Origin of the sequence: Nitrosococcus wardiae (genome assembly GCF_004421105.1) — a bacterium.
In the GTDB taxonomy this organism is placed as follows: Bacteria; Pseudomonadota; Gammaproteobacteria; order Nitrosococcales; family Nitrosococcaceae; genus Nitrosococcus; species Nitrosococcus wardiae.
The window spans coordinates 3,493,186-3,519,969 of sequence record NZ_CP038033.1; the positions used below are offsets into that span (position 1 = coordinate 3,493,186).

The following is a 26,784-nucleotide window of genomic DNA, read 5'->3' on the forward strand; positions in this document are numbered from 1 at the left end:
TGTTCTGTTTCCTTTGTATGTCTATCGACCAACAGCCTAGTCTAATGGGCGATCCCATCGACAGCCACCTGTCCCTTTTCCGAGTCGGCAAGATAATAATGGGCGGTTGGCCGGAAAGCCTCATCTAGTTCAAACACCAAGGGGATACCAGTGGGGATATTAAGCTCCATGACTTCCTGATCGGACAACCCCTCAAGATGCTTGTATAAGGCCCGTAAAGAATTGCCATGGGCGACAATAATCAGCTCCTTGCCCGCGGCAATATCCGGCAAAATATCTTTCTCCCAACAGGGAATAACCCGCTGAAGCGTTTTCTCAAGGGATTCCGAGGCCGGAATTTTTTCCGAAGCTAAATGGGCATAACGCCTATCAAAACGCGGATGCCGCGGATCGGCATCATCCAATGGAGGCGGCTCAATCGCATACCCTCGGCGCCATTGATGCACCAGCTCCGGACCATATTGTTTGGCCATTTCCGCTTTGTTCAGTCCTTGTAAACTGCCATAATGGCGTTCATTCAACTCCCACCGTTTTTCTGTAGGAAGCCACATCAAGTCCATGACTTCTTCTACAATCCACAGGGTACGAATGGCCCGCTTAAGTACTGAAGTGTAGACCTTATCAAATTGGTACCCTTCATTTTTCAATATCTTGCCCGCAAGACGGGCCTCTTCAATGCCATTGACAGAAAGATCAACATCCGTCCAGCCCGTAAATCGATTCTCCAAATTCCATACGCTTTCACCATGACGCAGTAAAACAATTCTACTCACCATAACCTCCTTTCCACCGAAAACTCGTTGCAGCCCATATCGTATAGCGCGAAGACTTCTAGAGGGTGGGAGTCAATATTCATGAAAATAGGGACATTCCTTTTTTCAAGTACCTTTGTTTTCATCTTAGCCCTATCAGTAAACTATATTTAAGAATAATAGGCGCTGACCATGCCAAAGGAAAAACTCCATGCCAAAAAGCAATCCTCGTTGAAGTGATTGCCCAAACCTCTACAGCAGGAGGGGTACATATTAAAGTTCGCCCCCTCGGTGCCCCGGCCCAAGAAACCCTAGCCCGCGTACTGGCACCTGGAGCGCACGCGGCAGTGTTGAAACAGGAAACGGGCTGGAATATGGCGGTGGCGCAGGAAAACGCATTTATGGTCTTACCGTCACCACAGCCAATCCCCAGGAAGTGGACAAAATCAGGGGCTTAGGGTATGCGGGTCTCATGGCCTATGGAGAACATCACTTACCCCACCACGGGTTCATCACCCAGGGTAAAGCCCCCCATGAGTGATGCTGTTTATCCTAGCCATTAGCAGATGCGAGGCAGTTGCTCCCCCACCAGCATATCCACAATACGCTCCCCCCCTAGGGCAGTCGCCAGCACCACTCTTCCCTCAGGGACCGCCGTCACTTCGCCAATTATCGCCCCCTCCTGGCCGGCGGGGTGGGAACGCATAGCCGCTAAAACAGCTTCCGCTGCCTCACCGGGCACTATCGCCACCAGCTTTCCTTCATTAGCCAAGTAGAGAGGATCCAATCCCAAGATTTCACAGACGCCCCGGACCGTCTCTCGCACCGGCAGTGAAGCTTCCTCAAGACGCATCCCCACCTGGGCCGCTTGAGCAAATTCGTTGAGCACCGTGGCCACTCCACCACGGGTGGCATCCCGCAGACAGTGGATATCAGGACAGGCTGACAGCATCGCTGCCACTAGCCCCTGGAGGGGCTGACAATCGCTTTCCACCGGATTGTCCAAGGCCAGTTCCCCCCGGGCATCCACGATAGCGGCCCCATGATCCCCCATAAAGCCATTGACCAGGATAGCATCCCCAGGTTGAGCCCGGTGGCTGGCAATATGAACACCTTCCGGAATCACGCCTAAACCGGTGGTATTAATAAACAGCTTATCCACCGCTCCCCGAGGCACTACCTTGGTGTCGCCAGTCACGATACTCACCCCGGCAGCATCGGCGGCACGGCCCATGCTCTCCACCACCTCCTCCAGAAGGGTTATGGAAAGGCCTTCCTCCAGAATCATCCCACAGCTTAAGTACAGGGGCAGAGCGCCACTCATGGCAAGATCATTGATGGTGCCGTTGACCGCCAGGGTACCGATATCGCCGCCGGGAAAAAATAGCGGATCAACCACAAAAGAATCAGTGGTAAAAGCAAGCCGATTTCCCCCTGGTGACAATTCTCCAAGCCCGATCCGGGCTTGGTCTTCCAGGGGAGTCAGCCAAGGATTATGAAAATGACGGACAAAGAGAGTCTCAATGAGATCACGCATGGCCTTGCCGCCACTGCCATGAGCCAAGGTGACATGCCGACTCCCCGGGTGACTATTCATTCCTTAGGCTTGATCCATCGTTTCTCGGGAATGGGCCGGTGTTTGCTGCTGGAGGCGACCAAACCGGTAGTAAGCGGCGCAAGCTCCTTCAGAAGACACCATCAAGGCCCCTAAGGGGGTTTCAGGAGTACAAGCAGTGCCAAAAACCTTGCATTCCCTGGGCTTGAGAATCCCCTTGAGGACCTCCCCACACTGGCAGGCTTTGGGATCGGCGATTTTAAGATTAGGAAGAGAAAAACGCCGCTCTGCATCATAGCGGGCATAGCGCTGCCGCAGCCGCACCCCGGAATAATCGATGGAGCCGAGCCCTCGCCATTCAAAATATTCCCGCACCTCAAAAACCTGACTAAGGGCTGTCAGCGCCGCCCGATTACCCTCCTGAGGAACCACTCGGCCATACTGATTTTCCACCTCTGCCCGTCTTTTGGCAATCTGCCGCAGCACCATGGCTACCGCTTGCAACACATCGAGGGGCTCAAAGCCAGCAATCACCACCGGTTTATGGTAACGCTCCGCGATGAAACCATAGGGACGGGTGCCAATCACCATACTCACATGGCCCGGTCCCAGAAAGCCGTCCAATTGCATGTCCGGGGAGTCCAGAATGGCTTTAATGGTGGGAATAATGGTGATGTGATTACAAAAAACCGAGAAATTGTTGATCCCTTCGCGCTCGGCCTGAAGCACGGTGAAGGCGGTACTGGGAATAGTGGTCTCAAAGCCCAAGCCGAAAAACACCACTTCCCGCTCCGGGTGCTGGCGAGCCAGCTTTAAAGCATCCAGAGGCGAGTAGACCATCCGGATATCGGCCCCCTCGGCTTTGGCCTGGGCCAAACTCTTGCGGGAACCCGGTACCCGCATGGGATCCCCGAAGGTGGTGAAAATTACTCCCCCTTGCTCGGCAAGGGCAACACAATCATCAACCCGCCCCATGGGCAATACACACACTGGACAACCTGGCCCATGGACCAGTTCGATAACCTCGGGCAACAGGGTCTCAATCCCGTATTTGAATAAGGCATGGGTATGGCCGCCACAGACCTCCATCAGCTGCAAGGGACGGACCTGACAGGTGGCAATCTGTTCTATCTGCCGGTTGATTTCCCCGAGCAAATAACGGGCCTTTGCCGGATCCCGGAATTCATCCACATATTTCATAGGACGGAGTTCCCTTGATAGGTGACGGACTTCCCCCGATCATCGGCAAGTAAGGTGTGCACCAAATCCCAGAGAATATGATAAATAGCGACATGACATTCTTGGATCCGGTGGATGCTGTCAGTAGGCACAATCAAACAGTGGTCAAGGAAAGGACTTTTTGCCATGGTCCCGCCACTCATGCCGGTTAATCCGATGGTGGCCAACCCCAGCTCTTTGGCCTTAGCAAACGCAGCCAGCAGGTTCTCCGAATTGCCACTGGTGGAAATACCAATGAGGCCATCCCCAGCCTTGGCGTGGGCCAGCAACTGCCGCACAAAAACATGCTTAAAACCAACATCATTGCCCAGTGCCGTCATCAAAGCGGTATCTGCGCCTAGGTGGGTGGCAGGCAGGGCAGGCCGGCCCGCGGTCACCGGATGCTGGAATTCCACGGCAATGTGGGCCGCATCACAACTAGACCCCCCATTCCCCATAGTAAATAGGCGCCCTCCTCCCCGGTAGACGGCAGCCAGAGTATGAGCCACCGCCACCATTTGGTGAAGGTGAGCGTCAAAAAAGGTCTGCTTTACCGAGAGACTATCCGCGGCCTTTTGGCGCACTGATTCCAACAGCCCACTATCGCCTTCCTCGGGTGCCTTCTGCCCCTTCTGGAGAAAGGGATAAAGGGAGTGGAGTGGATCCTCATCCATGCTGTTCGTCCCTGGGGGTTAGCCCCTGTTGACCTTCCATTTGGGCTTGGAGTTCACCCAGCTCCTCAAGCAATTTCAAAGTCTTCTCTGCCTCCTCCGGGTCAATGCGGCTCATGGCAAACCCCACATGAACCAACACCCACTCTCCCACCCAAGCCTCTAAGGGGGAATCGCCTTCTACGACGCAGGCCAAGCTAATTTCCCGCTTAACCCCGCCGACACTGACCACGGCAAGCAAGTTCTCGGCATCGGTAATGTTTACAATCTGGGCTGGGATACCCAAACACATCGCGCACCTCCTGCGCTAATCTGCGCTTAGCCGTTAAAATCCCATGGCCAGAGAAAGCGGAGGGCGCCCACCTAGACAGCGAGGGGGTCCCCCGCCGCCGCCACCGGTCTCCTCGACTGCTGGCCAATCAACGCTTGCCGTTGCCGCCCAATCCAGGCGTACCAGTCGGCTAAACCCTCGCCAGTCTGGGCGGAAAGCTGGATGACGTCCATCTGGGGATTAATCCGGTGGGCATATTCCAGGCAACGGGCCACATCAAATTCCAAATAAGGCAAGAGATCTATCTTATTGAGGATCATGAGGCGGGCGGCATGAAACATATCGGGATACTTGAGGGGTTTGTCTTCCCCTTCCGTGACCGAAAGGACCACAACCTTATGGGCTTCCCCTAAGTCAAAGGCGGCAGGGCAAACCAAATTGCCCACATTCTCAATAAACAGCAAACTATCCTTCAGGGGGCGTAGACGTTCTAGGGCATGTCCTACCATGTGGGCATCCAGGTGACAGCCTTTGCCGGTATTGATTTGCAATGCAGGAGCACCAGTAGCGCGAATGCGCTCCACATCATTGCTGGTTTGCTGATCCCCCTCAATCACCGCCAGCGGTCCCTGAGTCTTGAGTTCTTCAACGGTTCGGACCAACAAGGTCGTTTTGCCAGCACCAGGGCTGGAAACCAGGTTCAATGCCAAAATCCCATGAGTCTGAAAATAGCGGCGATTTTCCTGGGCATAACGGTCATTCTTACTCAGGATATCTTGCTCGATCTGAACCATCCGCTTTTGAGACAAGCCAGGGGCGTGGGCCCAAATCGGCCCTGGAGTGAAATCCCTCGCCAGAGCATGGGGGGAATGATGCCCATGATGAGGGTGGTGAGAGTGCGCTTCCCCCTCCATTGTCACTTCACCTTCACCGCAACCGCATACCGTACACATCACTCTACCTCCAGTTCTTTGATCCGCAACTCCTCACCGCTGGTCACCTGAAGCGGGTAACCGCCGCACCGGGGGCAAGGGGAAAATCGTTCATTGAGGACAACGGTTTCCCCACAGGACAAACACTTAGCACGGCCAGGGGCAGAAAGGATCTCTAAGCGCGCCCCCTCGGCCAGGGTACCCCGAGTAACCGCATCAAAACTAAACCGCAAAGATTCTAACTCCACACCCGCCAGAACCCCAACCTCTAGCCATACCGTCTTGACCCGGGAGTAAGACTGGATCCTGGCCTGCTCTTCCAATATTTGCACCACCCCTTCACAGAGGGAAAGCTCGTGCATTTTTAATTTTGGACAACAATTCTAAGGGGTTCCACTTCTATCATTAGGGACTTGACAATTCCAAAATTTTTAGTTCTTCTAACTCCCTTGACAAAAAAGTTTTCAACAGGCAGGCCTTGACATCGGGGACAACTCCTTTTATTGAGACGCTAACTCTTGGTCATTTAAGAAAATTTTCATAACTTCCTGATTTCTAATCAAGTTTTAGATTGGTTATTTTATCACCAATTTGAAAGAAAGGCCTGATGGTTGGGGCTTAGCAAGATATTACCCCCATCTTATCCACAGAGTTATCCACAAGAATTGTGGATAACTCTGATTCTTTATATTTAAGTGAGTTGTCACCCTTTGCTAACCGCAAATTCGGGGAGAACACCACGTCCCTCTACAGTAGAGGAGCGATTGTGAGAAGGATATATCCCTCGATCCACCGCCACGGGAATACAACGCCCATTGATCGACGGCGCTTCCTTGGAGAAGCGTAAGTAAAGGAAGTTTATCCTTCCAGAAACTTGCGAATCTCATCACTTTGCTTTTGGGCATCGTGACAACCTAGTTCCATGAGGCGATGGAGATAATCTGGCTGGAACATGAGCAAGCTCAAGACATCATTGCTGCGAGTTTCCTGAGTACCCAACCCCCGAGTCATAAAGCGAAAGGAACGTGGCAGTGCCGGTTCATATTCGTTGGCCAATTTACCTAAATCCTGGGATGGTCGCAGCAGCAACAGTTTAACGGGACGCAAACCGTAGCGCTGTCTCTCAGGCAGTCTGGCTATCAGTCGGTTAATCCGCCCCAAACGTAAGGCATCGTTATCAAACACATCCAAAAAGATCGCATCGAAAAGAGCACCGGCAATTTGTATCGGGGGGGGATAATGATCAATATTAGGAAGATTATCTTCCTCGTAGCTGGGGACGTAATGGGTCGAGATAGCCAATATCCGGCTTGCCCCTAGGTGGATAGCAGGTGATAAAGGGGCAGTCATGCGGATCCCCCCATCTCCATACCAGCAACCATCAATTTCCACCGCTGGGAAAAAGATGGGTAAAGAAGCCGAGGCCAGAACATGCTTGAGCTTAAGGGCACAGTGGATACCCTTCCGATGGGCCCGCTCCCAGCGCCGCAATTCTCTCCCTTGTACCCAACTCACAGACTGGCCGGTGGAATAATTGGAAGCGGTGATGGCAAGGGCCTTAAGCTCTCCTCCCCCTAGATTACGCTGAATGCCCGTTAGATAGCCACCACTGGGCTCAAAAACCTGCTCCAAGAGAGCCTCTAGGGGCGTAGTATCCAATAAGCTGCGGGCTTCAATAGCATGGGAAGCCCCCCCTAACAGCAGGCGAAACCCCCAGCGGATGACATTACGGAAAATGGAGAATAGATCAATCCGAAACACCTGTTCTGTGTTAAGCTCCGCCCATACCCGGGTCAAATCTTCGACTCTCTCCCCAAAATTACCGGGTTGATTGGCCAAATAAGCAGCATTAATAGCGCCGGCAGAGACTCCGGTTAAGATCGGTATCTTTAGCTCGGGATAAAGCCGAGCAAGACAATTGAGAAAACCAATTTGATAAGCAGCACGGGCCCCCCCACCGCTCATCACCAATGCAAGATCATCCTCTTTAGGGCTCATAGAGACAATTTTTTCAACAGCTAACAGATTGCCTAATCATTCCTCATTAATGCCGCCATCTAGTTTTTCCTGGCTCTGAAGTAATTTTTATAAGTTATTAATTCTTATAAAAATAGAAGGAATTGCTCAATTTGTCATCAACTTGTCATGATGCCCGCTAGCATGGGACCTGCAGCCGTTAAATTCCATCTTATCCACATAGTTATCCACAGAAATTGTGGATAACCTTCCCTAACCCACTATTGCTGCCAAACAACAGAAAAATAAAGAGCCTCTAAACCCGGAATACATATTCCTTTCCTTCCTCCCGCTCGCAGTCCTGGGGGTAACTCTTACGCTTGTCCTCATAATACTGCTCGCGGGTATCTCCTTCCGAGAGGCGATTGTAGGTGATAAATAAAAGCCGACGCTGCTTATCCGTAAGGTTAGGCTGAGATCCATGGGGAGTAAAAGAATCAAATAAAACCATATCTCCCGGTTGAGTCGGACAAGAAATAAACACCATTTCCTTCATCTCTTCTTCGCTCAGAGGCGCCCATTCCTTGAACATACCACTCTTATGCTTTCCTGGGGCAATTTCTAGGCAACCATTTTCCTTATTGACGTCAGTTCGACATAAGCTAGATCCCGATGGGTAAGGATTGATCGGGGTGAAAGCGAAGGTGAAGAGAGGGTTTTTTGTCCTGATAGGTGTAGGCAATCAGGGCGGCCACTAGATTGACCATAAAATTAGCGATGCTGCGATGGCGGGTGTGCTCAATTTGGGAGATATTTTTGAGCTGATCGTTGACCGTTTCAATGAGGGCCCGTTTTCGGGTGAGGATCTTATCAAACAAGGGAAGAAGTTTGTTTTTCATGTTTTTCTTGAGCTTGGTGATAAGTTGTAAGTCCCGCTCAAACAAGAGGTCGAAGAGGGGCTGAGAAATATACCCCTTATCCCCGAAGAGCTTTCCAAACATCCCTCGGGTCATCTCGGGAACGGGTTGGCGGTCATCGACATTGGCCGGGGTCAGCTTGAAGGCGAGCAGTTCCCCTTCATCGTTGATGATCAAATGCAGCTTAAATCCATAAAACCATCCCATGGAATGCTTGCCCCAGTGGGACTTTTTTCTAAAGAGTTGATGGGTAGGAGCCCGTTGGCGATGGCAGACGATAATGGGCGTAGAATCAATAAAACCAATACCGCTGACCTGGCCTTTACGGGTGTGCAGATAACTGCACAAGGGAATCAACGCCGAGCTCATCAGTTCCACAAAGCGGGGATAACTGACCAGCATAGGAAAGGCTCCCCGCCAGTATTTCGCCACATAGCCGGTGTAATAGTGCTTAAAGGTGCGATAGTTCGAGCGATGGAAAGCAATGATAATCGTCATCACCTCACTCAGTGACAGGCTTGAGGTTTTTCGCCGCTTTCTCTCGCCTGAGTGTAGAAGCTGCTGATGCCACTGGGGTTCAAACGCTTGGCAGAAATCATCGACCTCACAAAAAACCCGCTCTAAATCTATCATGACCCTCACCTGCTTCTTTGAATAACCCTCTGAACAGGCACATCCTATCTCCTACCCAGGACTATGAAAACAGCCCCCCGCTTATGTCGAACTGACGTCTTATTGGCCTCATCAATGCCAATAAGCGCTGTAATACAGAGGTTATTATATTTCCACCAACCTGCCTGGTGGTCCTGATGGGGCTTAAAACCGTCGCCGCCAGGGAACTTGAAGTTGATTTTTTCCTTGAAAAGGACCGCCGGCTCACCGAAGAGTTCGGAAATAGCCTCCTGAAGCTTACTCTTATGGAACAGCTGGGCAAACCCCCTATGATAGGGGGAGAAATTCTCCATGCGATTTAAAAGCCGCTGACCAGGCTCGGCAAGGGAATCCTCGTAGTAACGCTGATACTTGCCGGGGGCATCGGAATAGGCTTGGACCTCCTCTACCCAGCGCTTAATCTGCGCTATTTCCTGGCCATCATAAAATCCCCGCACCACAACAAAACCATCACGCTCAAAAGCTTCAATTTGCTCCTCTGTCAAATGGCTCATGGAGACTCCTTCAATCCTCACGGTTAAGAACCAAATCCACTTTTTATAACCGAAATAGCACCTTTCCTCTATGGCCTCATTAGGGGTTAGAGAGCCCTCTTTGTCAACTATGCTTATGAAATAAGTTTTAAGTTTTAAGTTTTAAGGGTTAAGTTGTAAGGAAAAAGTAGTTAAGTCTTTGTTGTATTTAACCCTTAAAAGGTAAAAAGGGACTGAAATCAGTCATCGCGAAACTCCAAAATTCGACAACATAGACACCATAGAAATACAATTGTATTCATGATTTCCCGTGACGAAGCACTCGAATACCATCGCCGGGGGCGGGCTGGCAAGCTGGAAATTACCCCCAGTAAACCTTGCCTCACCCAGCGCGACCTGGCGTTAGCCTATTCCCCCGGGGTGGCTGAACCCTGCCGGGAAATTTATCAGTCCCCCGATGATGTCTATCTCTATACTGGCAAAGGCAATTTGGTGGCCGTGGTAACCAACGGCAGCGCGGTGCTTGGTTTGGGGCCTTTGGGTCCTTTAGCCAGTAAACCGGTGATGGAAGGCAAGGGGGTCTTATTCAAGCGCTTTGCCGATATCGATGTATTTGATATCGAACTCAATGCCTCAACCGCCGAGGAGGTGATTCAGGCCTGCCGGCTGCTCGAACCCACTTTCGGCGGTATCAATTTAGAAGACATCGCCGCCCCTGATTGCTTCTATATCGAAGAACAGCTGAAAGAGACCCTGGCTATCCCCGTCTTCCATGACGATCAACACGGCACGGCCATTATCTCCGGGGCGGCCCTGCTTAATGCCTGTGAGTTGGTGGACAAAAGGCTAGATGAAATCAAACTGGTCATCAACGGCGCCGGTGCGGCGGGTATTGCCTGTGCCAAATTTTACCTCATCCTGGGCGTGAGCCCAGAAAATCTGCTGCTCTGCGACAGCAAGGGAGTGCTCTATGAGGGACGTCAGGATCTGGTGCCAGACCATCCCCGCTATAATTCCTATAAGGCCCAATTTATCCGGCCCAGCCAAGCCCATACTTTAGAAGAAGCCTTGAGGGGGGCTGATGTTTTCTGCGGATTATCCATTGCCAATGTGGTCACCCCTGAGATGGTTCGCTCCATGGGCGACAATCCCATTATTTTTGCCATGGCCAATCCCGATCCAGAAATCACCTATCCGGATGCCCTGGCCGCCCGCCCCGATGTAATTATGGCTACAGGCCGCAGCGATTATCCCAATCAAGTTAACAATGTGCTTGGCTTTCCTTTTATTTTCCGAGGCGCTCTGGATGTCCGCGCCCACACCATCAATGAAGCCATGAAAATTGCCGCGGCCCAAGCTCTGGCGGCTCTGGCCAAAGAAGGAGTTCCAGAAACTGTCTGCCGCGCCTATGGCATGGAGAAAATTGAGTTTGGCCGGGAATACCTGATTCCCAAACCCTTCGATCCCCGGGTATTGCTGCAGGTGACCATCGCAGTGGCCAAAGCGGCCGCCGAATCCGGGGCTGCCCGTGCCCCTATCCGGGACTTTGAGACCTACCGGGAACAGTTGGAGCGCCGCCTGGGACGTTCTAAAGAAGTCATGCGGCAAGTCATCAACAAGGCCAAACGCCGCTCCCAAATGGCCGTCCAAAGCCTTGAACCGGAGCATCCCCCCACGGAAAAGCCGGCTGCCCTTGCTCCTATTCGGATCGCATTTCCTGAAGGAGATGATGAACGCATTATCCGCGCTGCGAGCCGTATTGTGGAAGAAGGTATCGGTGAACCGGTCCTTTTTGGCAATTCCCGCGAGATCCAGGCAAAGGCGAAGCAGCTAGGGGTTAATTTGCAGCCGATGGAACTGCTTGACCCTGAGACCCATCCCCTCCGGGAAGATCTTGCCCAGCGGTTCTTTACCATGCGGGCCCGCAAAGGAGTCACCTTAGCCGAAGCTCGGCGCCATATGCTGCGCCGCCATTACTATGCCCCCATGCTATTGCTTCAAGGGGAAATGGATGCGGTGGTCTGTGGCGAAACTTACCATTATCCGGATTCCATCCGCCCGGCCCTTCAAATCCTTCCCCTGGACAAAGGAATCCGTCATGCCTCCGGGCTTTATATGCTCCTGTTCAAAAACCAGCTCATCTTTTGTGCCGATACCACGGTCAACATCACCCCCGATGCGGAAACCTTGGCTGAAATTGCCCTATCGGCAGCAGACACGGCGCGCCGTTTCGATATTGAGCCGCGAATCGCCCTGCTTTCCTTTTCCAATTTCGGCTCAGTGAAGCACGCCCTGGTGGATTTGGTTCAAGAAGCGGTGGAAATGGTCCACCGTCGGCGTCCGGATTTGGTTATCGACGGGGAAATGCAGGCGGATACGGCCACTAATGAAGCCATTCTCCATTCTACTTATCCCTTCAGCCGGTTGAAGGAGGGCGCTAACGTGCTGATCTTCCCTGATCTAACCTCAGGGAATATTGCTTATAAACTATTGGTAGAGCTGGGGGGCGCCGAGGCCATTGGACCTATCCTGATGGGGTTATCCAAGCCCTATCATGTTCTGCAACGGGACGCTTCTGTGGACGCTATCGTGAATATTGCCGCCATTGCCGCTGTACAGGCCCAAGAAATGGAGCTTCAGACCCGCTCCGCCTGACCGGTCTGCAGGTTTTGATAAAGTTCAGCCCAAATAAGTACCTATCGGTGCGGGGACTTCCCTGTCCCCTGGCTCCACACCACCGGCTCGCCCCAGGAATACTTCAAAACTTTTACTAAGAGACTTATAACATCCCCTCCCCCTTGATGGGGGAGGGAAAGGGTGGGGGTGAATGCTTGAGATTCTTAATTTCTCCCTCCTCTAAGGGAGGGGGGGATAACAACCGGAAATCGCCTAAATAAGGAAACGGGTAGGCTCAGGCATAAATACCATAAGGTTCATTGGCCGTCCAATGCCCAAACCGCCCCTACCACGGCTTGTCCCACCGAAATTCCTCCATCATTGGCAGGCAAATAGCGGTGTGAAAGCACCGTCAGCCCTTCGGCCGTCAAGCTTGAAATCATGCCTTCTAGCAACAACCGGTTCTGAAACACCCCGCCGGAAAGGGCCACAATCCCTATACCTTGTGCTTTCCCAAGGTGCTTGACCATGGCGACTAATGCTTCCACCAACCCGAGATGAAAACAAACCGCCATTTTTTCCCTGGACTCGCCTCGACCAAGATCGTTCAATAACCTTTGCCACATGGGGGTGGGGTCAATCCAAGGCAATCTGCTGCTACTCTCCATGCTAAGGGCAAAAGGATAGGGTGGGCAGCGATCTTTTTGCGACCATCCCGCCTCTGCCCAAGTCTCCACAGCCATGGCGGCCTGGCCCTCAAAGCTCACTTGCTCCCGGTGCCCGCCCAAGGCCGCGGCCACTGCATCAAATAATCGTCCGCAAGAGCTGGTCTGGGGACAATTTAGCCTCCGTTTCACCATGGCGTTTAAGGTGGCTAGAGGTTTACTTTTGAGATATTGAAACAGTTCTAGAGCCCCATACTCCTCCTGAAACCTGTCCCATCCCAAGCCGGCGAGAATATGGGCGTAGGTGCTACGCCACGGTTCCCGGATGGCCTGGACCCCACCTATCATGGGAACAGGTTTAAAAGTGGCCAGGCGTTCAAAACTTCGATAATCGGCACGGAGAAATTCTCCTCCCCATAGAATCCCCCCCTCCCCATAGCCTAGACCGTCCAGGGCCACCCCTAGCACCGGCGAGGTCTCCAACGGCAGTCCATTCTCGGCCATGCAACTGGCGATATGGGCATGATGGTGCTGCACTTCCAGTAAGGGCAGTCCCTCCCGAGCGGCCCATTCCCGGCCCAGCTTGGCGGACAAATACTCCGGGTGTCGATCTACCACCAACATCTTGGGAATATGCTGATACAAGCGGCGATAAAGGGAAAGGTTTTGTTGATAATCCGCGAAAGTATTGGCCTCCTCCAGATCCCCCAGGTGCTGGGAGGGAAGGCATTGACCCTCCTTGAGCAAACAGAAAGTATTCTTAAGTTCTCCCCCCAGGGCGAGTAACGGCGGCGCGGCTTCAAAGCCTGGCGGCAGCACCAGGGGGGCTGGGGCATAGCCTCGGGCGCGACGCAGCCACCTGGGCCGTCCCCCCAGGATCCGAACGACCGAATCATCCACCCGGTTCATGATGTCCCGATTATGGAGTAAAAAATAATCGGCAATACCCGCCAGCTTGGTGCGGGCAACCGGATTATGAAGACAGGGAGGCTCTTCGGAAAGATTCCCGCTGGTCATGACCAGGGGTTGCTCCAGCTCGGCACACAGTAAATGGTGCAAGGGAGTGTAAGGAAGCATAAACCCCAGATACCGTTGCTCCGGTGCCACATTTTCCGCCACCCTTTCTTTTCCTTCCTTTGGCAGCAGCACAATGGGAGCTGCCGAACTTTGCAACAGCTGCGCGGCCTCCTCGGTCACCTGGCAATAGCGCCGGACAATCTCCAGATCCCGGGCCATCAGGGCCAAAGGTTTCTCATAGCGGCGCTTATTTGAACGGAGCCTAGCCACCGTTGCAAACTGCGTCCCATCACAGGCTAGATGAAATCCTCCCAATCCTTTGATCGCCACAATACCCCCTTTACGCAACAGCTGTGCCGCGGCGGCAATAGGATCGGCGCAGCCTAGGGCGGTTGGGGGAATTTCTCGAGCAGTTGCATCTTCCAACCAAACCTGAGGCCCGCACTGGGGACAGGCATTAGGCTGAGCATGAAAGCGCCGATCCTGAGGCTCCTCATACTCTGCCTGACATGCGGGACACAGGGCAAAGGGCGCCATGGTAGTATTGGAGCGATCGTAGGGAATCCCCGCAATGATAGAAAAACGCGGTCCACAATGGGTACAGTTGGTAAACGGATAGCGATAGCGTCGGCAGGTAGGGTCAAAAATTTCCGTTAGGCAGGACACGCAAACAGCAGCATCGGGCACCACCCCTGTCTGTCCTTCACCTTGAGTACTGGGGAGGATGCGAAATGCGCCAATTGGCGGGCTGGTCTCCAAGGGCCAATGTTCAACCGCATCAATACGGGCCAGGGGGGGCGCTTGGAATTTTAATTGATGGATAAAGGTTTCCAGAGCTTCTCTCTGACCCCAAGCGCGGATTAAGACTCCTTCGCTGTCATTGCTCACCTCACCCCAAAGTCTATACTCTTTCGCTAAGCGCCAGATAGTGGGACGCAGCCCGACCCCCTGCACCAAGCCGCGAAGTCGAATAGCCTCCCCCGCGGGGCATTGCTTAGACTCCGACACAATAAAAGTAATCCTGGCTCTTTCTCTGTCCGGAAGCAGAAACCAGCGCCTGCCCCTGCCTGTGGTTTAAGTTAAATCACTTTAAATGGTTCAAGCGACCGTAATTTTCTCTGATAAATAAACATCCTGAATTGCATTCAACAACTCCACACCCTCTTTCAGTGATCGCTGGAAAGCCTTGCGACCAGAAATCACGCCCATTCCTCCCGCTCGCTTATTAATGACTGCGGTCCGCACTACTTGATGAAGGTCATCTTTGCCGGAGGGACCTCCCGAGTTGATCAGGCCCACTCGGCCCATATAACAATTGGCGACTTGATAACGCACGAGGTCGATGGGATGCTCGGAGGTAAGTTGATCATAAACCCGGGAATCGGTCTTGCCGAAGCCAATAGCCGTATAGCCACCGTTGGTCACGGCTTGTTTTTGCTTCACAATATCCGCCTCTATCGTTGCCGCCAAGTGGTTAGCCTGACCTGTAAGGTCTGCTGCAGTATGGTAATCGGTTCCTTCATGTTTGAAGGCTGAATTACGCAAATAGGCCCAGAGTACCGTTGCCAGACCAAGCTCATGGGCATGCTGAAAAACTTCTGAGACTTCCCGAATTTCGCGCCGAGAATCTTCAGAACCATAATAAACAGTCGCACCTACTGCCACTGCTCCCATATCAAAAGCCTGATCAACGCTAGCGAATAGGGTTTGCTCATAGCGGTTTGGATAGGTCAGCAATTCATTGTGATTGAGCTTCACTAAAAAAGGAATACGGTGCGCATACTTACGAGATACTGCACCGAGTACGCCTAAAGTGGAAGCAATCGCGTTACAACCTCCTTCTATGGCCAGCTGAACAAGACGCTCCGGGTCGAAATAGAGGGGATTGGGGGCAAATGAAGCGCCCGCAGAATGCTCCACCCCTTGATCGACTGGCAAGATGGACAAATAGCCGGTACCGGCCAGGCGGCCATGATTGAAGAGGGTCTGCAGGCTGCGCAACACCCGCGGCTTCCGGTCCGTTTGGGTCACGACAGTATCGACGAAATCTGGCCCCGGCAAATAGAGAGCGCTTTTGTCAACTCCCTGACACTGATAGCCCAATAAGTATTCCGCCTCTTCACCAAAAAGCGCTTCAATATTAATCATTGAGTTCTCCTCCAGCCTTCACCAATCAAAACAACTAAAATAAAAGGTTACCTCATAGACTAGAAAGGAGAGGAAAATTGTCAATGACCCTTACCCGCGACGATGGCGAGAACTCCAAACGGGATTGCAAGAACCTCCCGGTTCCCTAATGAGCATTCAGGCGCTTGGGACGGGCGTTCACCGGCCTACGTGAGTCCACCTTGGCTTACCCTTGAGGCGCGCCCTCAGGGTCTCCTGCGGAGGTCCTGATTCGCTCCCGGCGGATCGGTGCCGCCGACGGTCTGGTCACTCTGGCCCCAAGCCCATGAAGTTCCATCTAAATGGGAACCACTATAAACCCCTAGTTAGGGGAAAAAACTTTATTAAGCTTTTTATTCTCAAAGACCCGTTTACCTACTTGAAAACCCAATTCCCGGTAGGCTTCGAATTGGGGCTCATCAAAGAACTGATCACCTGTAGACTGATCAGGAAATTCGGGATTAGCTCGACGATAGGCGTACACATCCTCTGGAAGACCAGAAAAAACCGAAGCTTTGATATACAGTAAAGTGCCTCGACTTCCGTCTGCATAGTGAATGTCTCCTAATACCCAGGGCTGGGGCGAGAATCTGTTGGGACCCTGAGGCTGTAACATTTGGGTATCAATGTCGATAGCAGCACCAAAATCCACCCGGACTTTCTCTAAGGCGTTGCCTAAATCGTCGAACTTCCAATCCTAATCCTCGGCCGCATCGCAAAGCACAATATAACGGCATCGGCGTCTTATCAGTTCATAAAGCCCCAAATTCTCAAAATGCCCGCCATCGGATAAATAAATATGCATTTGGTTTTCATCCATCTTGAGGCCGAACATTTCCCGCAAGGAGTAGATGAGCCAGTAGGGACGCGACCATCCTTTCATAATCCGGGCGGGTCGCTTCGGGTTGCGGGCCCAATAACCCACCCGCAGGTTCAATAAAGTCATCATAAAAGACAATGGCCGAGAGCGGGTCACCCCCGTATTGGGATCGATAGCCGCCCCTGAAATACTAAAGGCTGTGCTGAGATCCATCGTACCCCCCAGATAGTGAGTGCTGGGGGCATAGCCTGTCGACTGAGCACCACAAAATAAAGGAGTAAAAATAAAATTATCCCCTCCTCGGATCCGCAACTTGGGGGTAGAGGAATTCCAGGTCATCATCATGGTATTAATGATTTGGTAAGGGGCTGTGGTCTGGGGAACGTCTTTTAACAAACATTTATTAGGGGCGCTAAAATCAGTAAAATCCACTGGCGGCATAAATGCCTCCAACAGCCGGTCCCGGTAATAACGGTGGATAGAAACGTAGTTAATATTGGCCAATACGCCAATGAGAATGGATAAAATTATCCCCCCGCGCAGGAGTTCATCTCTCACTACATCGCCATCATTCACAATGGCATCAGCGCCATGATACATCCATTGCAATAGACCATAAGCTGCCAAGGCGAGTCCCACGTTCAACAAAACCTTGCGATATCCTTTGAGTTCCTTTCCCGAGTCCCGACCTATCCAACCTGCCACCAGGGACAGCACCCCTGCCAGAGAAAAAGAAGTATTAAATTCTTCAATCAAGTGCTCAAAATATAAATCCAGATAACCATGCAGAAAGGGAATCGTCCCCAGCACCACAAACCCGGCCCCAAAAAACAGCATCCGCCCCATCCAGAAGTTAGTCCGGTGCCGTAAACGAAATCGCTGCAAGCGGCGAAAGCTAGAGAACAGAGCATAGAAAATGGAAGTGATACCGAGCAAAGCCAGAGAGGCGAGCCCCACCAACAGCAGTGCAGTAAAACCATCGTGGGGATAACCAGCCATAATCACCGGGCCGGGTAGCCAAACCAGGAATACGGTTACCACAAAAAGAATCGGAATAATGACCAACAGGTTAACTAAGGTGCCCCGGATAATCGCCGCTGACAAAGCCCAGAGATCAATACCCTCACCGGGAGTCAGATAAGAAGCGTGCTGGCGCAGCCAGCTCACGATGGCGCCTGGTGTTTCGGTATTATCGCGGCGGGAAGTTCCGAAAGGAAAGTCTTGCTTGAGACAAGACATAAACCAAGTCAGAGAGCTGCCAATATAGCCTCCACCTGAAACCGTGGAGAGATAATCCACATGCTTGAGGAAGCCATAACGATGCATCGCCTGTAATAACCCTAAATTAAAGGTGGCGGAACGAATCCCGCCACCTGAGAAAGTCAGGCCCACCGCATCTTTTTCCGGCTGACCTGCCGCAAGTCTTGCCTGACGGCGCCGCTCCTGGAGACGCCTACGCTCCTGCTCCAGAACTTGTTCCGCCGTCAAAATAGGGAAATTGCTCTCTAGAGCCTTCTCTGAACCCTGATTTTCTGCCACGTAGTTCAAGCTTTACTCCTACCTCAAGTATTAATGCTGTTAATGATTTCCGAAGGCTTTAGGTACTTGTAGGCTAGCGGGCGTCCTTGATTACGCTGCTCAATCTCCTGCTCGACTGCCGCTAGATCCTGCTGGAACCGTTCTACCACGGCTTGTGCCCGGGGATCTTCAAATTTTTCCTCATAGTGTCCCAAGCGATCGTAGTGATAGGAGGTGAGGATCTCGGTCCATTTTAGCTGCAGCGCGGCCTGCTCGTAGGGGGGCAGAATTTTCATCAGGGTTTCCATATCGATACCGCCCTCTTCGGGAATGGGGTGATAGGCAGCATAGGGCATGTTCGGGACGTAGCCGATGTACTCATACTGGGCAAAATTCAATGTCGAATGTAAGGGCGCACAAGTATAAATAACGGTGCTGAGAATGTTGGCAAGTTGCTCAACGGTTTCAATATGCGCTGGCATACCCGCCACCCGGCCCCCGTCATTGGCGGCAAGCTCTTGGGCCCAATTTTGCAATTCCTGATCCCGGGTCACCCCTTCAGGACTTTGATAATAGAGCGCTAGATATTCTTTCACGAACTTCTGGGTACTCTCCCATACCAGCATCCCATCATCCCGGAAGGGATAATGGGGCAGCACCTCCGGATCATCCATCTTGCGGCTGGCGATCTCAACGGGAAAGGCGGCTTCATCTAGCCGCCACTCCTGATAAAAGGCGGCAGAAATCCCAATGGATTCTTCTAAAGTGCCCGCCATCATATGTTCAACTGGGCCATCCGGCTGGATAAATCTAGCCCGTCCTAAGTCATTGTCGTAGAGCATAAACCGAAAATGGGGCCGCAACAGAACATGCAGGGGGTGGTTTTCTGCCAATTGACGGTTAGTGACCACGGCAAAAGGGGCCATGACCACATGAGTGCGAGCAAAATGGGTACCGAGTTCCTGGTGGTTGGCATCGGCAATCTGTACGCACAGTTTGGCCACAAACCAATCTAAATCGGGATCCTGGGGAGTAAAGAGCCGGCCCCTCGGCGACCCATTAATTTGAATGGCTACCGGCTGCAAGCGCTTACCGTCCCAGCAAAATGAAGTGTTCATGATGTTCTCCTTATCAAAGCGTCTTTAAATACTCAAGCAACGCTTCTTTTTGCTCCTCCGGAAGATCCGTGCCAAATAGATGTCCCTGATTGCTGTTGCCGGGAACGCGGGTGTCATAACGGAAACCGATACGCTCAGCTTCTTCCCCTTGGGACACGAAGCCCACATTAACGGGATCGAAAAGATCGTAACCCCGGTAAAAGACCTGAGGCCGCTCTTCCGGTTTTTTAAGCATATCCCGCAGGGTAGGTACAGAACCGTTGTGGAGATAAGGCCCCCGCAACCACAAACCATCGTGGGACACCGCCACATAGCCGTCTACATCCCTAAAGTGGCGCATCCCCCAATCGTACTCTTCCTGATAGGCGTTGTAGCGTTTAGCCGCTTCAGCCGTCCACATATCCACCCGATGGCGATCGGTACCCACTTCTTCAACCGGGATCACCGTCCTATGACGTTCCCCTCCCCACGCATGGCATTTAGCGCAATGCTGCTCATAAATGGCTTCACCCGTTGCCGCCAGCTGTTCATCCAAGTGATAAGGAGAGGAAGGCTTCTCATCGGCATCAAAGGGTGAAGGGGGAGGTTGGACCTCCTGTAACCAGGCCTCGATACGATCCAGGCTCTCATGGGCAATGGCTTTGTAAGTCATACCATCACCAATGGCGGAACTAATCACGACTTCATGAAGATCGGTATTCAAACCATCCCAATGGAGGGCATCTCCTTCGCGGACTTTCATGTTCCATAGGGGCATCATGTCCGAATTACCAATAGTCGGGTCGATTCCCATGTCCAGGATTCCGAACTTAATGGGATTAAAGGGATCAATACGCCCCGTGCCCCACGGTGGCTTTTCTTGGGCCCAAGCAAAATCTTGCCCATATTGGATCAGCGCTTTTTTAGTCATGGGAATAATCAAGTAACGATAGAGCTGCTTGTCCAACCAGGACAATTCGTAGATCAAACCGATCTCCTCCATAATGTTGTCAGGATTGAACCTGGCATCATTCGCCGCAGCGGCTAGGAAACGAGCATAATCTTGGGGCCTGACGGTATTCCCCGGTCCGGGAACCACAATCGTGGGCTGACTGTCTTTTTCAAGGCGATATCTAGCCGAATGGCAAAAGGCACAGTTGAATGACACGCGGGGAAAACCCACGGTTTTTTTGGAGAAACCCACCGGCATTTCTTGGCCCTGTTCCCAAGGAACACCGAGGGAGGCATAACCACCGGGGCCGGGCAAATACTCAGGAAACATCTTCGGCAAGACACGCCAAATCCAATAGGGAACCCCTTGCTCTTCCTCGCTGCCAATGGAACCGTACTTAAACCATTCCTCAGCCGAAGCTTCTTTAAGAGAAGTTTGTTCAACTTCGCGAAGGAGCTTGTACCAGCCAACAGCCCCAATCACCAGGGCTAATACCAACAGTACAACGATCCAGCGAACAATTTTTGACTGCATTAGCTCTGGTCCTCCTATTTTATCGCCACCGGGCTGCCCATTTTTCTCTCCTCAAGAGTCACCAGCAACAGCAAAATAAATGTCGTGATTCCAATAAAACCATCCACAATGGCAATGGACAGAAAACCAACCGGCTGGCCGAACAGGAACACGGCAACCGTAAAGAAGGTGGCTCCAAAAGTCCGAGAGGGAAAGATGGAAAACCAGGCCGTCGCCCGGTAGCGTTTTAGATCCCAGGTAGCAGGTATGTAAAAAACAATGATGATGAAAAGCAACATCCCCGAGGCCCGTGCCCAGATCAGTTGATCTAACGGAATATTAAGTAGTCCTAACAACCATCCTGGCGCCAACACCAAGGGAAAGACAAAAAACATATTCAAAATGATTCCAAACCACACCACGCGGCCGTGCCAAGCAGCATAATGACTCATTTTTTTATTCCTTCTACTGATCCACTCATTTCTTTTAAAAAGTCTTCATATACTCGACAATGGCTTCCTTTTGTGCTCCGCTTAGGGAGGTCCCATAAGCTTCGCCTTCATGGCCAGCATTGGAATTTCCCTTCACCTGGGTATCAAATTTAAAGAATGAGTGATCACCCTCTTTGGCCACCTCAGAGATAAACCCCACCTTTTCCCAGTCATAGACGTTATAACCCCGATAGAACACCTGCGGCCGATTTTCTACCGGCTCCAGCAGATCGCGCAGTGTCGGCACCGACCCGTTATGCAAATAGGGAGCCCGTAACCAGATACCATCCAAGGGCATATTGGCATAGCCATTGGTTTTTCGGAAATGTTTGAAACGCCAGGGATAACCCACATAAAGGGTATTTTGATTGACTGATAATATTTCGGTATAGGAATTGAGCCGTCCCGGATCTGTACCGATCTCTTCGATGGGCTCCACCCGTCCTAGGCGAGCAAATCGATCGGTATCAAACACGTACTGATCCCTTTCTTTTAGGCCATGACATTCAGCACAATATTGGATATAAAGCTGCTTGCCCTCATCTGCCTTAGACTGATCAATCTCCTTAGGATAAGCCGGAGGCTCGAAATCCCATAACCAGTCTTCAATACGACTGATCCGCTCCAAGTCAATTGTGACCGGAGTAACGCCTGCTCCTAAGGCAGCGCTTTTATTGCGCTCCTTGACGGAGGGGTTATTGCCATCCCAGTGTAAGTACATCCCTTCCCGGGGCCGCTGATTCCAAATTGAAGGATAATCGGCCGGGCCAATTAACTCCTCTTCAGGTAATTGGTCCATAGGGAAATTAAACTGGATGACCTTATAAGGATTAAAGGTATCCACCCGACCGGGTCCCCAGGGATGTTGGCGCTCAAGAAAATTTAATTGGTCGCGTAATTCGAATAGGGCAGCGCGCACCCGATCCACAATGAAATAGCGATAGGCAACTTTCTCGATAAGATCGAGATTGCCACCCATTTCCTCAATCGTTGCCATCACATTTTCTGAGGTAAAACGGTTATCTAAGGCAACCTCTCTCAAAAACTGGATGAATTGGTACAATTTAAAGTCATTTGCAGGCATTCCCAAGAAGATCTGAGGCGGGCTGTCCTTCGTTTCCCGCAGGGTGCCCGTATGACAAACGGCACAATTCAACCAAACCCGATCGATCCCTGTCACCCGACGTTGTGATACCCCAATGGGCAAATCCCGCCCTTCCTCGTAAATGAATCCGAATGAAGCATATCCCCCCTTACCTGGAAACTTCTCTGGAAACATTTCCGGAAGGACTTTCCATATCCAATAGGGCAGACCATTGGCAGGTTCGCTACCAATGGAACCGTATTTAAAATGATCATCAATGGCCTCATAGTCCACCGGCTTTTCCGGCACAAAACGAGCAATGAGATAACCACCGACGACAAGGATAATAGCGATTATCAAGATAGTGAAGATGAGTCGCGACTTGCTAGGCTTTTCCGACTTAGCCGCTGACTGCTTCTGGTGCGTAGCCATGTCAATCGATGCTCCGTGACAGGATCAAAGTAAGACCATCAGTAATAAAAAAAGGATAACAGCCGGGATAATGATCATCAGCCGCTTCCGGACTTTTAGCTCATGTTGGTCGACCGGACTCTCACGAACCACATCTTCAATCGTCTGATCCTTTGCTACGGTTTGGACGGTTTGGGTTTCGGTGTTATTCATTTGCAACCCTTTTATAAAATTAAAATGCTATTTAGATCACCCCATCGAAAAGGTCTTTGAACTAACGGAAAGGGGGAGGATCATAAACCGTCATCACCTCCCTAATCATGGCATCATAATCGTTGTCATAGCGACGCAAATCGTAGCAACCCAGTGGGTTGGCAGGCGCATTAATGAGGCATCGATTGCAAAACGAGCAAGGTTTATCAGGTAGATCCTGACCCCGCTCGAGGACCTTGGGTAGATCATTATTAGCAATCAGCGGACGGGCAATGGCTACCCCATCGCAGTACCCTTCAGAAATCACCTTCCGAATCAGCTTGCCATCCTGATAACCCCCGGTATTGAGGACTGGAATACTGACGCTTTCTTTAACTCGCTTACAAAGGTCAGCGCTGACCCCTTCAATGGGGTATTTTTTCTTGGTGCGGTTCCAGAGCCAACGAAAGAGCGGCCTCAAGATCTTGAAATGAAAGACCGTATAATTCATGTAACCGCGCACACCGCTTGAGGCCATACTGCCATACCACCAATTGGCCTCATCCAGAGGAAAGCCTCCGGGGGGAACTAAAGGATGGGGGAAGAGACTCCCTGCCGAAACATGCAATCCATCAGCGCCGGCTTCCTCTACCCATTTACAGATTTGAACATACTCTTCCGGTTTATTACCCCATTTCTCCCAGGGATAGAGGGCATTGTTTTCATCAACAATATTGATTTTGACTTGAAGATGAAAATCCTCCCCCACTTCCTTACGGATCCCCTGAATCACGTCTAACAAGAAACGGGCCCGGTTCTCTAATGAGCCTCCATACTCATCCTTGCGATCGTTAATCCCGGAGCTTAAAAACTGAGTAAAGAGATAACCATGGGAAGCATGTAATTCCACCCCGTCGAGGCCCGCTTCCCGGGCCCGACGAGCACCATCGACAAACTGCTGGATAGCCTGTTTAATTTCCCCCAGGGTCATGGCCTGACAAAGCAGGCCATGAAACGTATCCATCTTACTGGTTGATGACAGTCCTTTGTTCATCAAGTTTTCAACACCCGGAACATCCCGCTGACGTCCCGAGTGACTCAACTGCATGATAAATTTGCAGTCATACTCATGGACTTTCTCAGCTACCTGACGCCAGAAGGGAATCTTATCGTCATCATCAATCATGGCGTAATTGGGCATGATCCGGCCCCGCACATGAATCGGTACGAAGGAAGAGATAATGGCGCCCACCCCGCCCCGGGCAAACTTTTCTTCCCAGTTAATACGAGCCTGGGTTCCCGAGCCATTATAGTTATCCCAGCGACCGGAAATGCTGGAGCGGAAAATCCGGTTCTTAACAGTTAAATTCTTAAACGCTAGAGGTTGAAAAATAAGGTCATTTTCCACGATCCAGGCCCCCTTATAGTAGCTTCAGGTACTCGATTAACGCCCACTTCTGCTCGTCAGAAAGACAAGAAATGTTTTCATCGGAGAAATCTCGGCAGATGTGGGTGTTGTGTCCCTTATCCTCAACAAAGTCAGGGATCTGGTTATGGGTCAGTAGTTTGGGAACCAACCGCTTCAATTCATCGTCAAATCGCTCCTCGCCCTTGAGGGCTTTTACTAGCCTGACAAGGCGGGCTGGATCCCTTAAAGCCTCTTTTAAATCCTGAAGCAATTCTTTTTTATCGAATGCTTTACTTAAATCGATGTTGGCTAGGAGCTTAATGGGAGTGCCCTTCGGGACTCTAACCTCTAAGGAACGGAACCGCAGATAGGTGTCCCTAGGGGTCAGCTTAATGGAGTCCGGACCTAAACGCTTCTCCGGCCAGAGTAGTTTCTCGGCCGCATCCATGAAGGCCTCGACCCGCCCTTTAACCGAAGGATCATGATTGTAAATTCCTAGCATGTTGTTGTGTAAGAGCGGCGCTGTTGCCCACACGCTGATTAAGGAAGGAGTGCGGTAATAGCCGCGACCGCCGGCCGGAAATTCATATTCGATGGCATTATCAGGATTAAAGGGATTGTAAAAGGCAACTTTGCCTACTGACGGCAGGTCTTTATAAGTTTTAGATGAGAAGTCCTGCCAGACGTGACCCTGGGTGGCATTGGAAGCGACCGCCCGGGCGGCGTTGGTGCCAATGGCAATGCTGGGATCGTCAGAGTAAAGCGGATAACGTCGGTCATCCGAGAGGAAGTTATTCTCTAGAAAATCATCCCTCATGACCAATTTCAGCCAATCTTTCTTCGCCTCTTCAGAATGTTTCTCCATCCCTTCGTGGCGATAGCCTTCCGGCAATTTGCTGGAATGACAACGGGCGCAGTATTGCGCAAAGACCTGTTTACCTAAGTTCAGTTTTTTCTCGTCTTTAGTCAGATACTGATCGCCATTCGGAGCATCTTGGAGCTTAAAGGGAGGAGGAGAATCCAAGAAGGCAGCGGCATCATCCATGCGCTCAGCAGTCAGCCGCCAGTCCTCACATTCGGCCTCTGCCTTTTCAAGGCTAAACGGACGTTGGGGTTTGATACCGAGGAAGGTATCGTCAACGCTCATCCGATAGTCGCCGCACGTGCCGATATTGACATAAACCCGCAACGCCGCACCGCCTGCCCCAATGGAATCGGCACCATCTTTAAGAATATGGGGAACCTTCTTGGTGGTACCATCATTCATTACTTCCTCATAAGTGGGTCGGGCTGAGGTGATGTAAAAAATGGAGTTAATCGCATTGGGATTATCAATAAAATCCATGCTGATACGGGAAGTATCGGAAGTTCCTGCAGGCTGCTTGGCATAGACCCAGTAGAGAAAATCTTCTTCACTTAAGCCTTGTCCAAACAGCGCCCCTTCACGGATATATTGATTGCCAAACGCCCCGGCAAGGTTTTCCCATTCAGGATGCTCAGGATCTTTGGGCGGATTAACCGGATTGAACGCAATATGGCAAATACCACAAGTTAATCCCGTTAAATAAGGCGGCTCGATGGTGGCATCTTCCTCTAAATATTTCTGGGCATCCCATTTCTCAGGATCAAAGTTTTTATTGGGGAAGAGCCGGATTCCCATCACACCGCTGGAGTAGGGATCTTCACATTCATCCAGCCACAAACCATAGGCATCAGGCTCGCTTGCTTTTTTACAACCGGGGTCATTGAGTACCCCAAACTTATCGAAACGCTCGTCCCGTAAGCGGGTATCCAAAAAGGCAAGAAAGTTAAGGTTGACCTGGAGACCGCTGACTTTGGCGATTTTCCAGGTGCGGGCCTCAGCCTCACGCCAAAAATGGGGATTTCCTCCCGCATTCGGCTGGGATGAATTTTCTGCCATGGGATCACCACCTGTCCATAAATACCAGGTGCAGGCCCCCCGCTGCTCCTCAGAGGTAAGGTCATAACCATAATGATGGGGATCCAAATAACCTGGAATACCCGCGCAATCCTTATCGTAACCGGAGAAACGGTACTTAAAAGGCTCAGGATATTGAGGTTCCTGGGACGCCGGACCTGTTTGTTCAGGCTGATTATCGCATCCACCGATCATTATGGCGGCAGCCATAATAAGACAAGACAGTGCCGTATTTATCTTTTTCATTAATGCTTCTCCACTTGTCTAATAGTGTTGTTTCTGTCATTGCATTCTATTATTAATTTAACCGAGTTTTTTGTTGTACATAATTTCAATGTTCAATAATTCCCTAAGACGCTGGGTACGCGAAAATAATTTTTCCTTTATCGACAAAAAATTATTATTCTTAAATTATGAAATAACAGCATAAACAAATTATTCCAGTCTCTAGTGATAAATTGTAGATTAGCCATCCCCC

General features: G+C 51.2%; 24 protein-coding genes. 2 read left to right on the plus strand and 22 right to left on the minus strand.

What is annotated here, in order from left to right; all coding sequences use genetic code 11:
- Positions 1 to 41: 41 nt before the first annotated feature.
- Positions 42 to 764 carry a 2,3-diphosphoglycerate-dependent phosphoglycerate mutase gene (gene gpmA / locus E3U44_RS16465; protein WP_134359891.1) on the minus strand — a complete coding sequence of 241 codons (723 nt, stop codon included), beginning with the start codon at positions 762 to 764 and terminating at the stop codon, positions 42 to 44.
- Positions 765 to 988: 224 nt separating this feature from the next.
- Here gpmA and E3U44_RS16470 point away from each other — a divergent pair, with 224 nt between their 5' ends.
- Entirely contained in the window at positions 989 to 1,210 is a 222-nt protein-coding gene (locus tag E3U44_RS16470) for a hypothetical protein (protein WP_134359185.1), read from the plus strand.
- Positions 1,211 to 1,311: 101 nt separating this feature from the next.
- Here E3U44_RS16470 and hypE read toward each other — a convergent pair whose 3' ends face one another.
- The 10 genes from hypE to E3U44_RS16520 form a co-directional block, all read right to left on the minus strand.
- Positions 1,312 to 2,349: a hydrogenase expression/formation protein HypE gene (gene hypE, locus E3U44_RS16475; RefSeq protein WP_134359186.1), complete on the minus strand. Its 1,038-nt coding sequence runs from the start codon at positions 2,347 to 2,349 to the stop codon at positions 1,312 to 1,314.
- 3 nt (positions 2,350 to 2,352) lie between these two features.
- On the minus strand, positions 2,353 to 3,507 hold the full coding sequence (gene hypD, locus E3U44_RS16480; RefSeq protein WP_134359187.1) for a hydrogenase formation protein HypD: 1,155 nt from the start codon (positions 3,505 to 3,507) through the stop codon (positions 2,353 to 2,355).
- The gene (locus tag E3U44_RS16485) at positions 3,504 to 4,199 is read right to left on the minus strand and encodes a D-sedoheptulose-7-phosphate isomerase (protein WP_134359188.1); all 696 of its coding nucleotides are present in this window, start codon (positions 4,197 to 4,199) and stop codon (positions 3,504 to 3,506) included. The genes hypD and E3U44_RS16485 overlap by 4 nt, the downstream gene beginning before the upstream one ends.
- A complete protein-coding gene (locus E3U44_RS16490) occupies positions 4,192 to 4,488 on the minus strand; it encodes a HypC/HybG/HupF family hydrogenase formation chaperone (RefSeq protein ID WP_134359189.1) in 297 nt (98 codons plus the stop codon). The genes E3U44_RS16485 and E3U44_RS16490 overlap by 8 nt, the downstream gene beginning before the upstream one ends.
- A gap of 71 nt (positions 4,489 to 4,559) precedes the next feature.
- Entirely contained in the window at positions 4,560 to 5,420 is an 861-nt protein-coding gene (hypB, locus tag E3U44_RS16495; RefSeq protein ID WP_134359190.1) for a hydrogenase nickel incorporation protein HypB, read from the minus strand.
- Entirely contained in the window at positions 5,420 to 5,761 is a 342-nt protein-coding gene (gene hypA, locus E3U44_RS16500) for a hydrogenase maturation nickel metallochaperone HypA (protein ID WP_134359191.1), read from the minus strand. Before hypA ends, hypB begins: the two co-directional genes overlap by 1 nt.
- 496 nt (positions 5,762 to 6,257) lie before the next feature.
- The gene (locus tag E3U44_RS16505) at positions 6,258 to 7,397 is read right to left on the minus strand and encodes a patatin-like phospholipase family protein (protein ID WP_134359192.1); all 1,140 of its coding nucleotides are present in this window, start codon (positions 7,395 to 7,397) and stop codon (positions 6,258 to 6,260) included.
- A 274-nt stretch (positions 7,398 to 7,671) separates the two neighbouring features.
- Positions 7,672 to 8,097, minus strand: coding sequence for a phytanoyl-CoA dioxygenase family protein (locus tag E3U44_RS16510; protein ID WP_240761601.1), 426 nt, complete (start codon positions 8,095 to 8,097; stop codon positions 7,672 to 7,674).
- Entirely contained in the window at positions 8,018 to 8,905 is an 888-nt protein-coding gene (locus E3U44_RS16515; RefSeq protein WP_134359193.1) for an IS982 family transposase, read from the minus strand. The genes E3U44_RS16510 and E3U44_RS16515 overlap by 80 nt, the downstream gene beginning before the upstream one ends.
- A gap of 44 nt (positions 8,906 to 8,949) precedes the next feature.
- The gene (locus E3U44_RS16520; RefSeq protein ID WP_240761603.1) at positions 8,950 to 9,438 is read right to left on the minus strand and encodes a phytanoyl-CoA dioxygenase family protein; all 489 of its coding nucleotides are present in this window, start codon (positions 9,436 to 9,438) and stop codon (positions 8,950 to 8,952) included.
- Between the two features lie 279 nt (positions 9,439 to 9,717).
- Here E3U44_RS16520 and E3U44_RS16525 point away from each other — a divergent pair, with 279 nt between their 5' ends.
- Positions 9,718 to 12,072, plus strand: a complete 2,355-nt coding sequence (locus E3U44_RS16525) for an NADP-dependent malic enzyme (RefSeq protein ID WP_134359194.1) — start codon at positions 9,718 to 9,720, stop codon at positions 12,070 to 12,072.
- Between the two features lie 278 nt (positions 12,073 to 12,350).
- Here the strand turns inward: E3U44_RS16525 and hypF are convergent, their stop codons facing one another.
- From hypF to E3U44_RS16570, 11 genes are all read right to left on the minus strand, one after another.
- Positions 12,351 to 14,723 carry a carbamoyltransferase HypF gene (hypF, locus tag E3U44_RS16530; RefSeq protein WP_134359195.1) on the minus strand — a complete coding sequence of 791 codons (2,373 nt, stop codon included), beginning with the start codon at positions 14,721 to 14,723 and terminating at the stop codon, positions 12,351 to 12,353.
- Positions 14,724 to 14,813: 90 nt separating this feature from the next.
- Positions 14,814 to 15,863 (minus strand): class I fructose-bisphosphate aldolase, encoded by a 1,050-nt coding sequence (locus E3U44_RS16535; RefSeq protein WP_134359196.1) that lies wholly within the window; start codon positions 15,861 to 15,863, stop codon positions 14,814 to 14,816.
- A gap of 340 nt (positions 15,864 to 16,203) precedes the next feature.
- A complete protein-coding gene (locus tag E3U44_RS20160) occupies positions 16,204 to 16,533 on the minus strand; it encodes a hypothetical protein (RefSeq protein ID WP_240761605.1) in 330 nt (109 codons plus the stop codon).
- A gap of 45 nt (positions 16,534 to 16,578) precedes the next feature.
- Positions 16,579 to 18,240 (minus strand): patatin-like phospholipase family protein, encoded by a 1,662-nt coding sequence (locus E3U44_RS16540; protein WP_240761611.1) that lies wholly within the window; start codon positions 18,238 to 18,240, stop codon positions 16,579 to 16,581.
- Positions 18,241 to 18,263: 23 nt separating this feature from the next.
- Complete coding sequence (locus E3U44_RS16545) at positions 18,264 to 19,337, minus strand: lipoxygenase family protein (protein ID WP_240761613.1); 1,074 nt, start codon at positions 19,335 to 19,337, stop codon at positions 18,264 to 18,266.
- 13 nt (positions 19,338 to 19,350) lie between these two features.
- Positions 19,351 to 20,802 carry a c-type cytochrome gene (locus tag E3U44_RS16550; protein ID WP_134359197.1) on the minus strand — a complete coding sequence of 484 codons (1,452 nt, stop codon included), beginning with the start codon at positions 20,800 to 20,802 and terminating at the stop codon, positions 19,351 to 19,353.
- A gap of 14 nt (positions 20,803 to 20,816) precedes the next feature.
- Positions 20,817 to 21,233: a hypothetical protein gene (locus E3U44_RS16555; RefSeq protein ID WP_134359198.1), complete on the minus strand. Its 417-nt coding sequence runs from the start codon at positions 21,231 to 21,233 to the stop codon at positions 20,817 to 20,819.
- Positions 21,234 to 21,267: 34 nt separating this feature from the next.
- Positions 21,268 to 22,788: a c-type cytochrome gene (locus tag E3U44_RS16560; protein ID WP_134359199.1), complete on the minus strand. Its 1,521-nt coding sequence runs from the start codon at positions 22,786 to 22,788 to the stop codon at positions 21,268 to 21,270.
- A gap of 24 nt (positions 22,789 to 22,812) precedes the next feature.
- Entirely contained in the window at positions 22,813 to 22,980 is a 168-nt protein-coding gene (locus E3U44_RS19430) for a hypothetical protein (RefSeq protein ID WP_166805112.1), read from the minus strand.
- A gap of 61 nt (positions 22,981 to 23,041) precedes the next feature.
- Complete coding sequence (locus E3U44_RS16565) at positions 23,042 to 24,367, minus strand: NADH:flavin oxidoreductase (protein WP_134359200.1); 1,326 nt, start codon at positions 24,365 to 24,367, stop codon at positions 23,042 to 23,044.
- Positions 24,368 to 24,380: 13 nt separating this feature from the next.
- Positions 24,381 to 26,552 carry a hypothetical protein gene (locus E3U44_RS16570; RefSeq protein ID WP_134359201.1) on the minus strand — a complete coding sequence of 724 codons (2,172 nt, stop codon included), beginning with the start codon at positions 26,550 to 26,552 and terminating at the stop codon, positions 24,381 to 24,383.
- Positions 26,553 to 26,784: the final 232 nt, after the last annotated feature.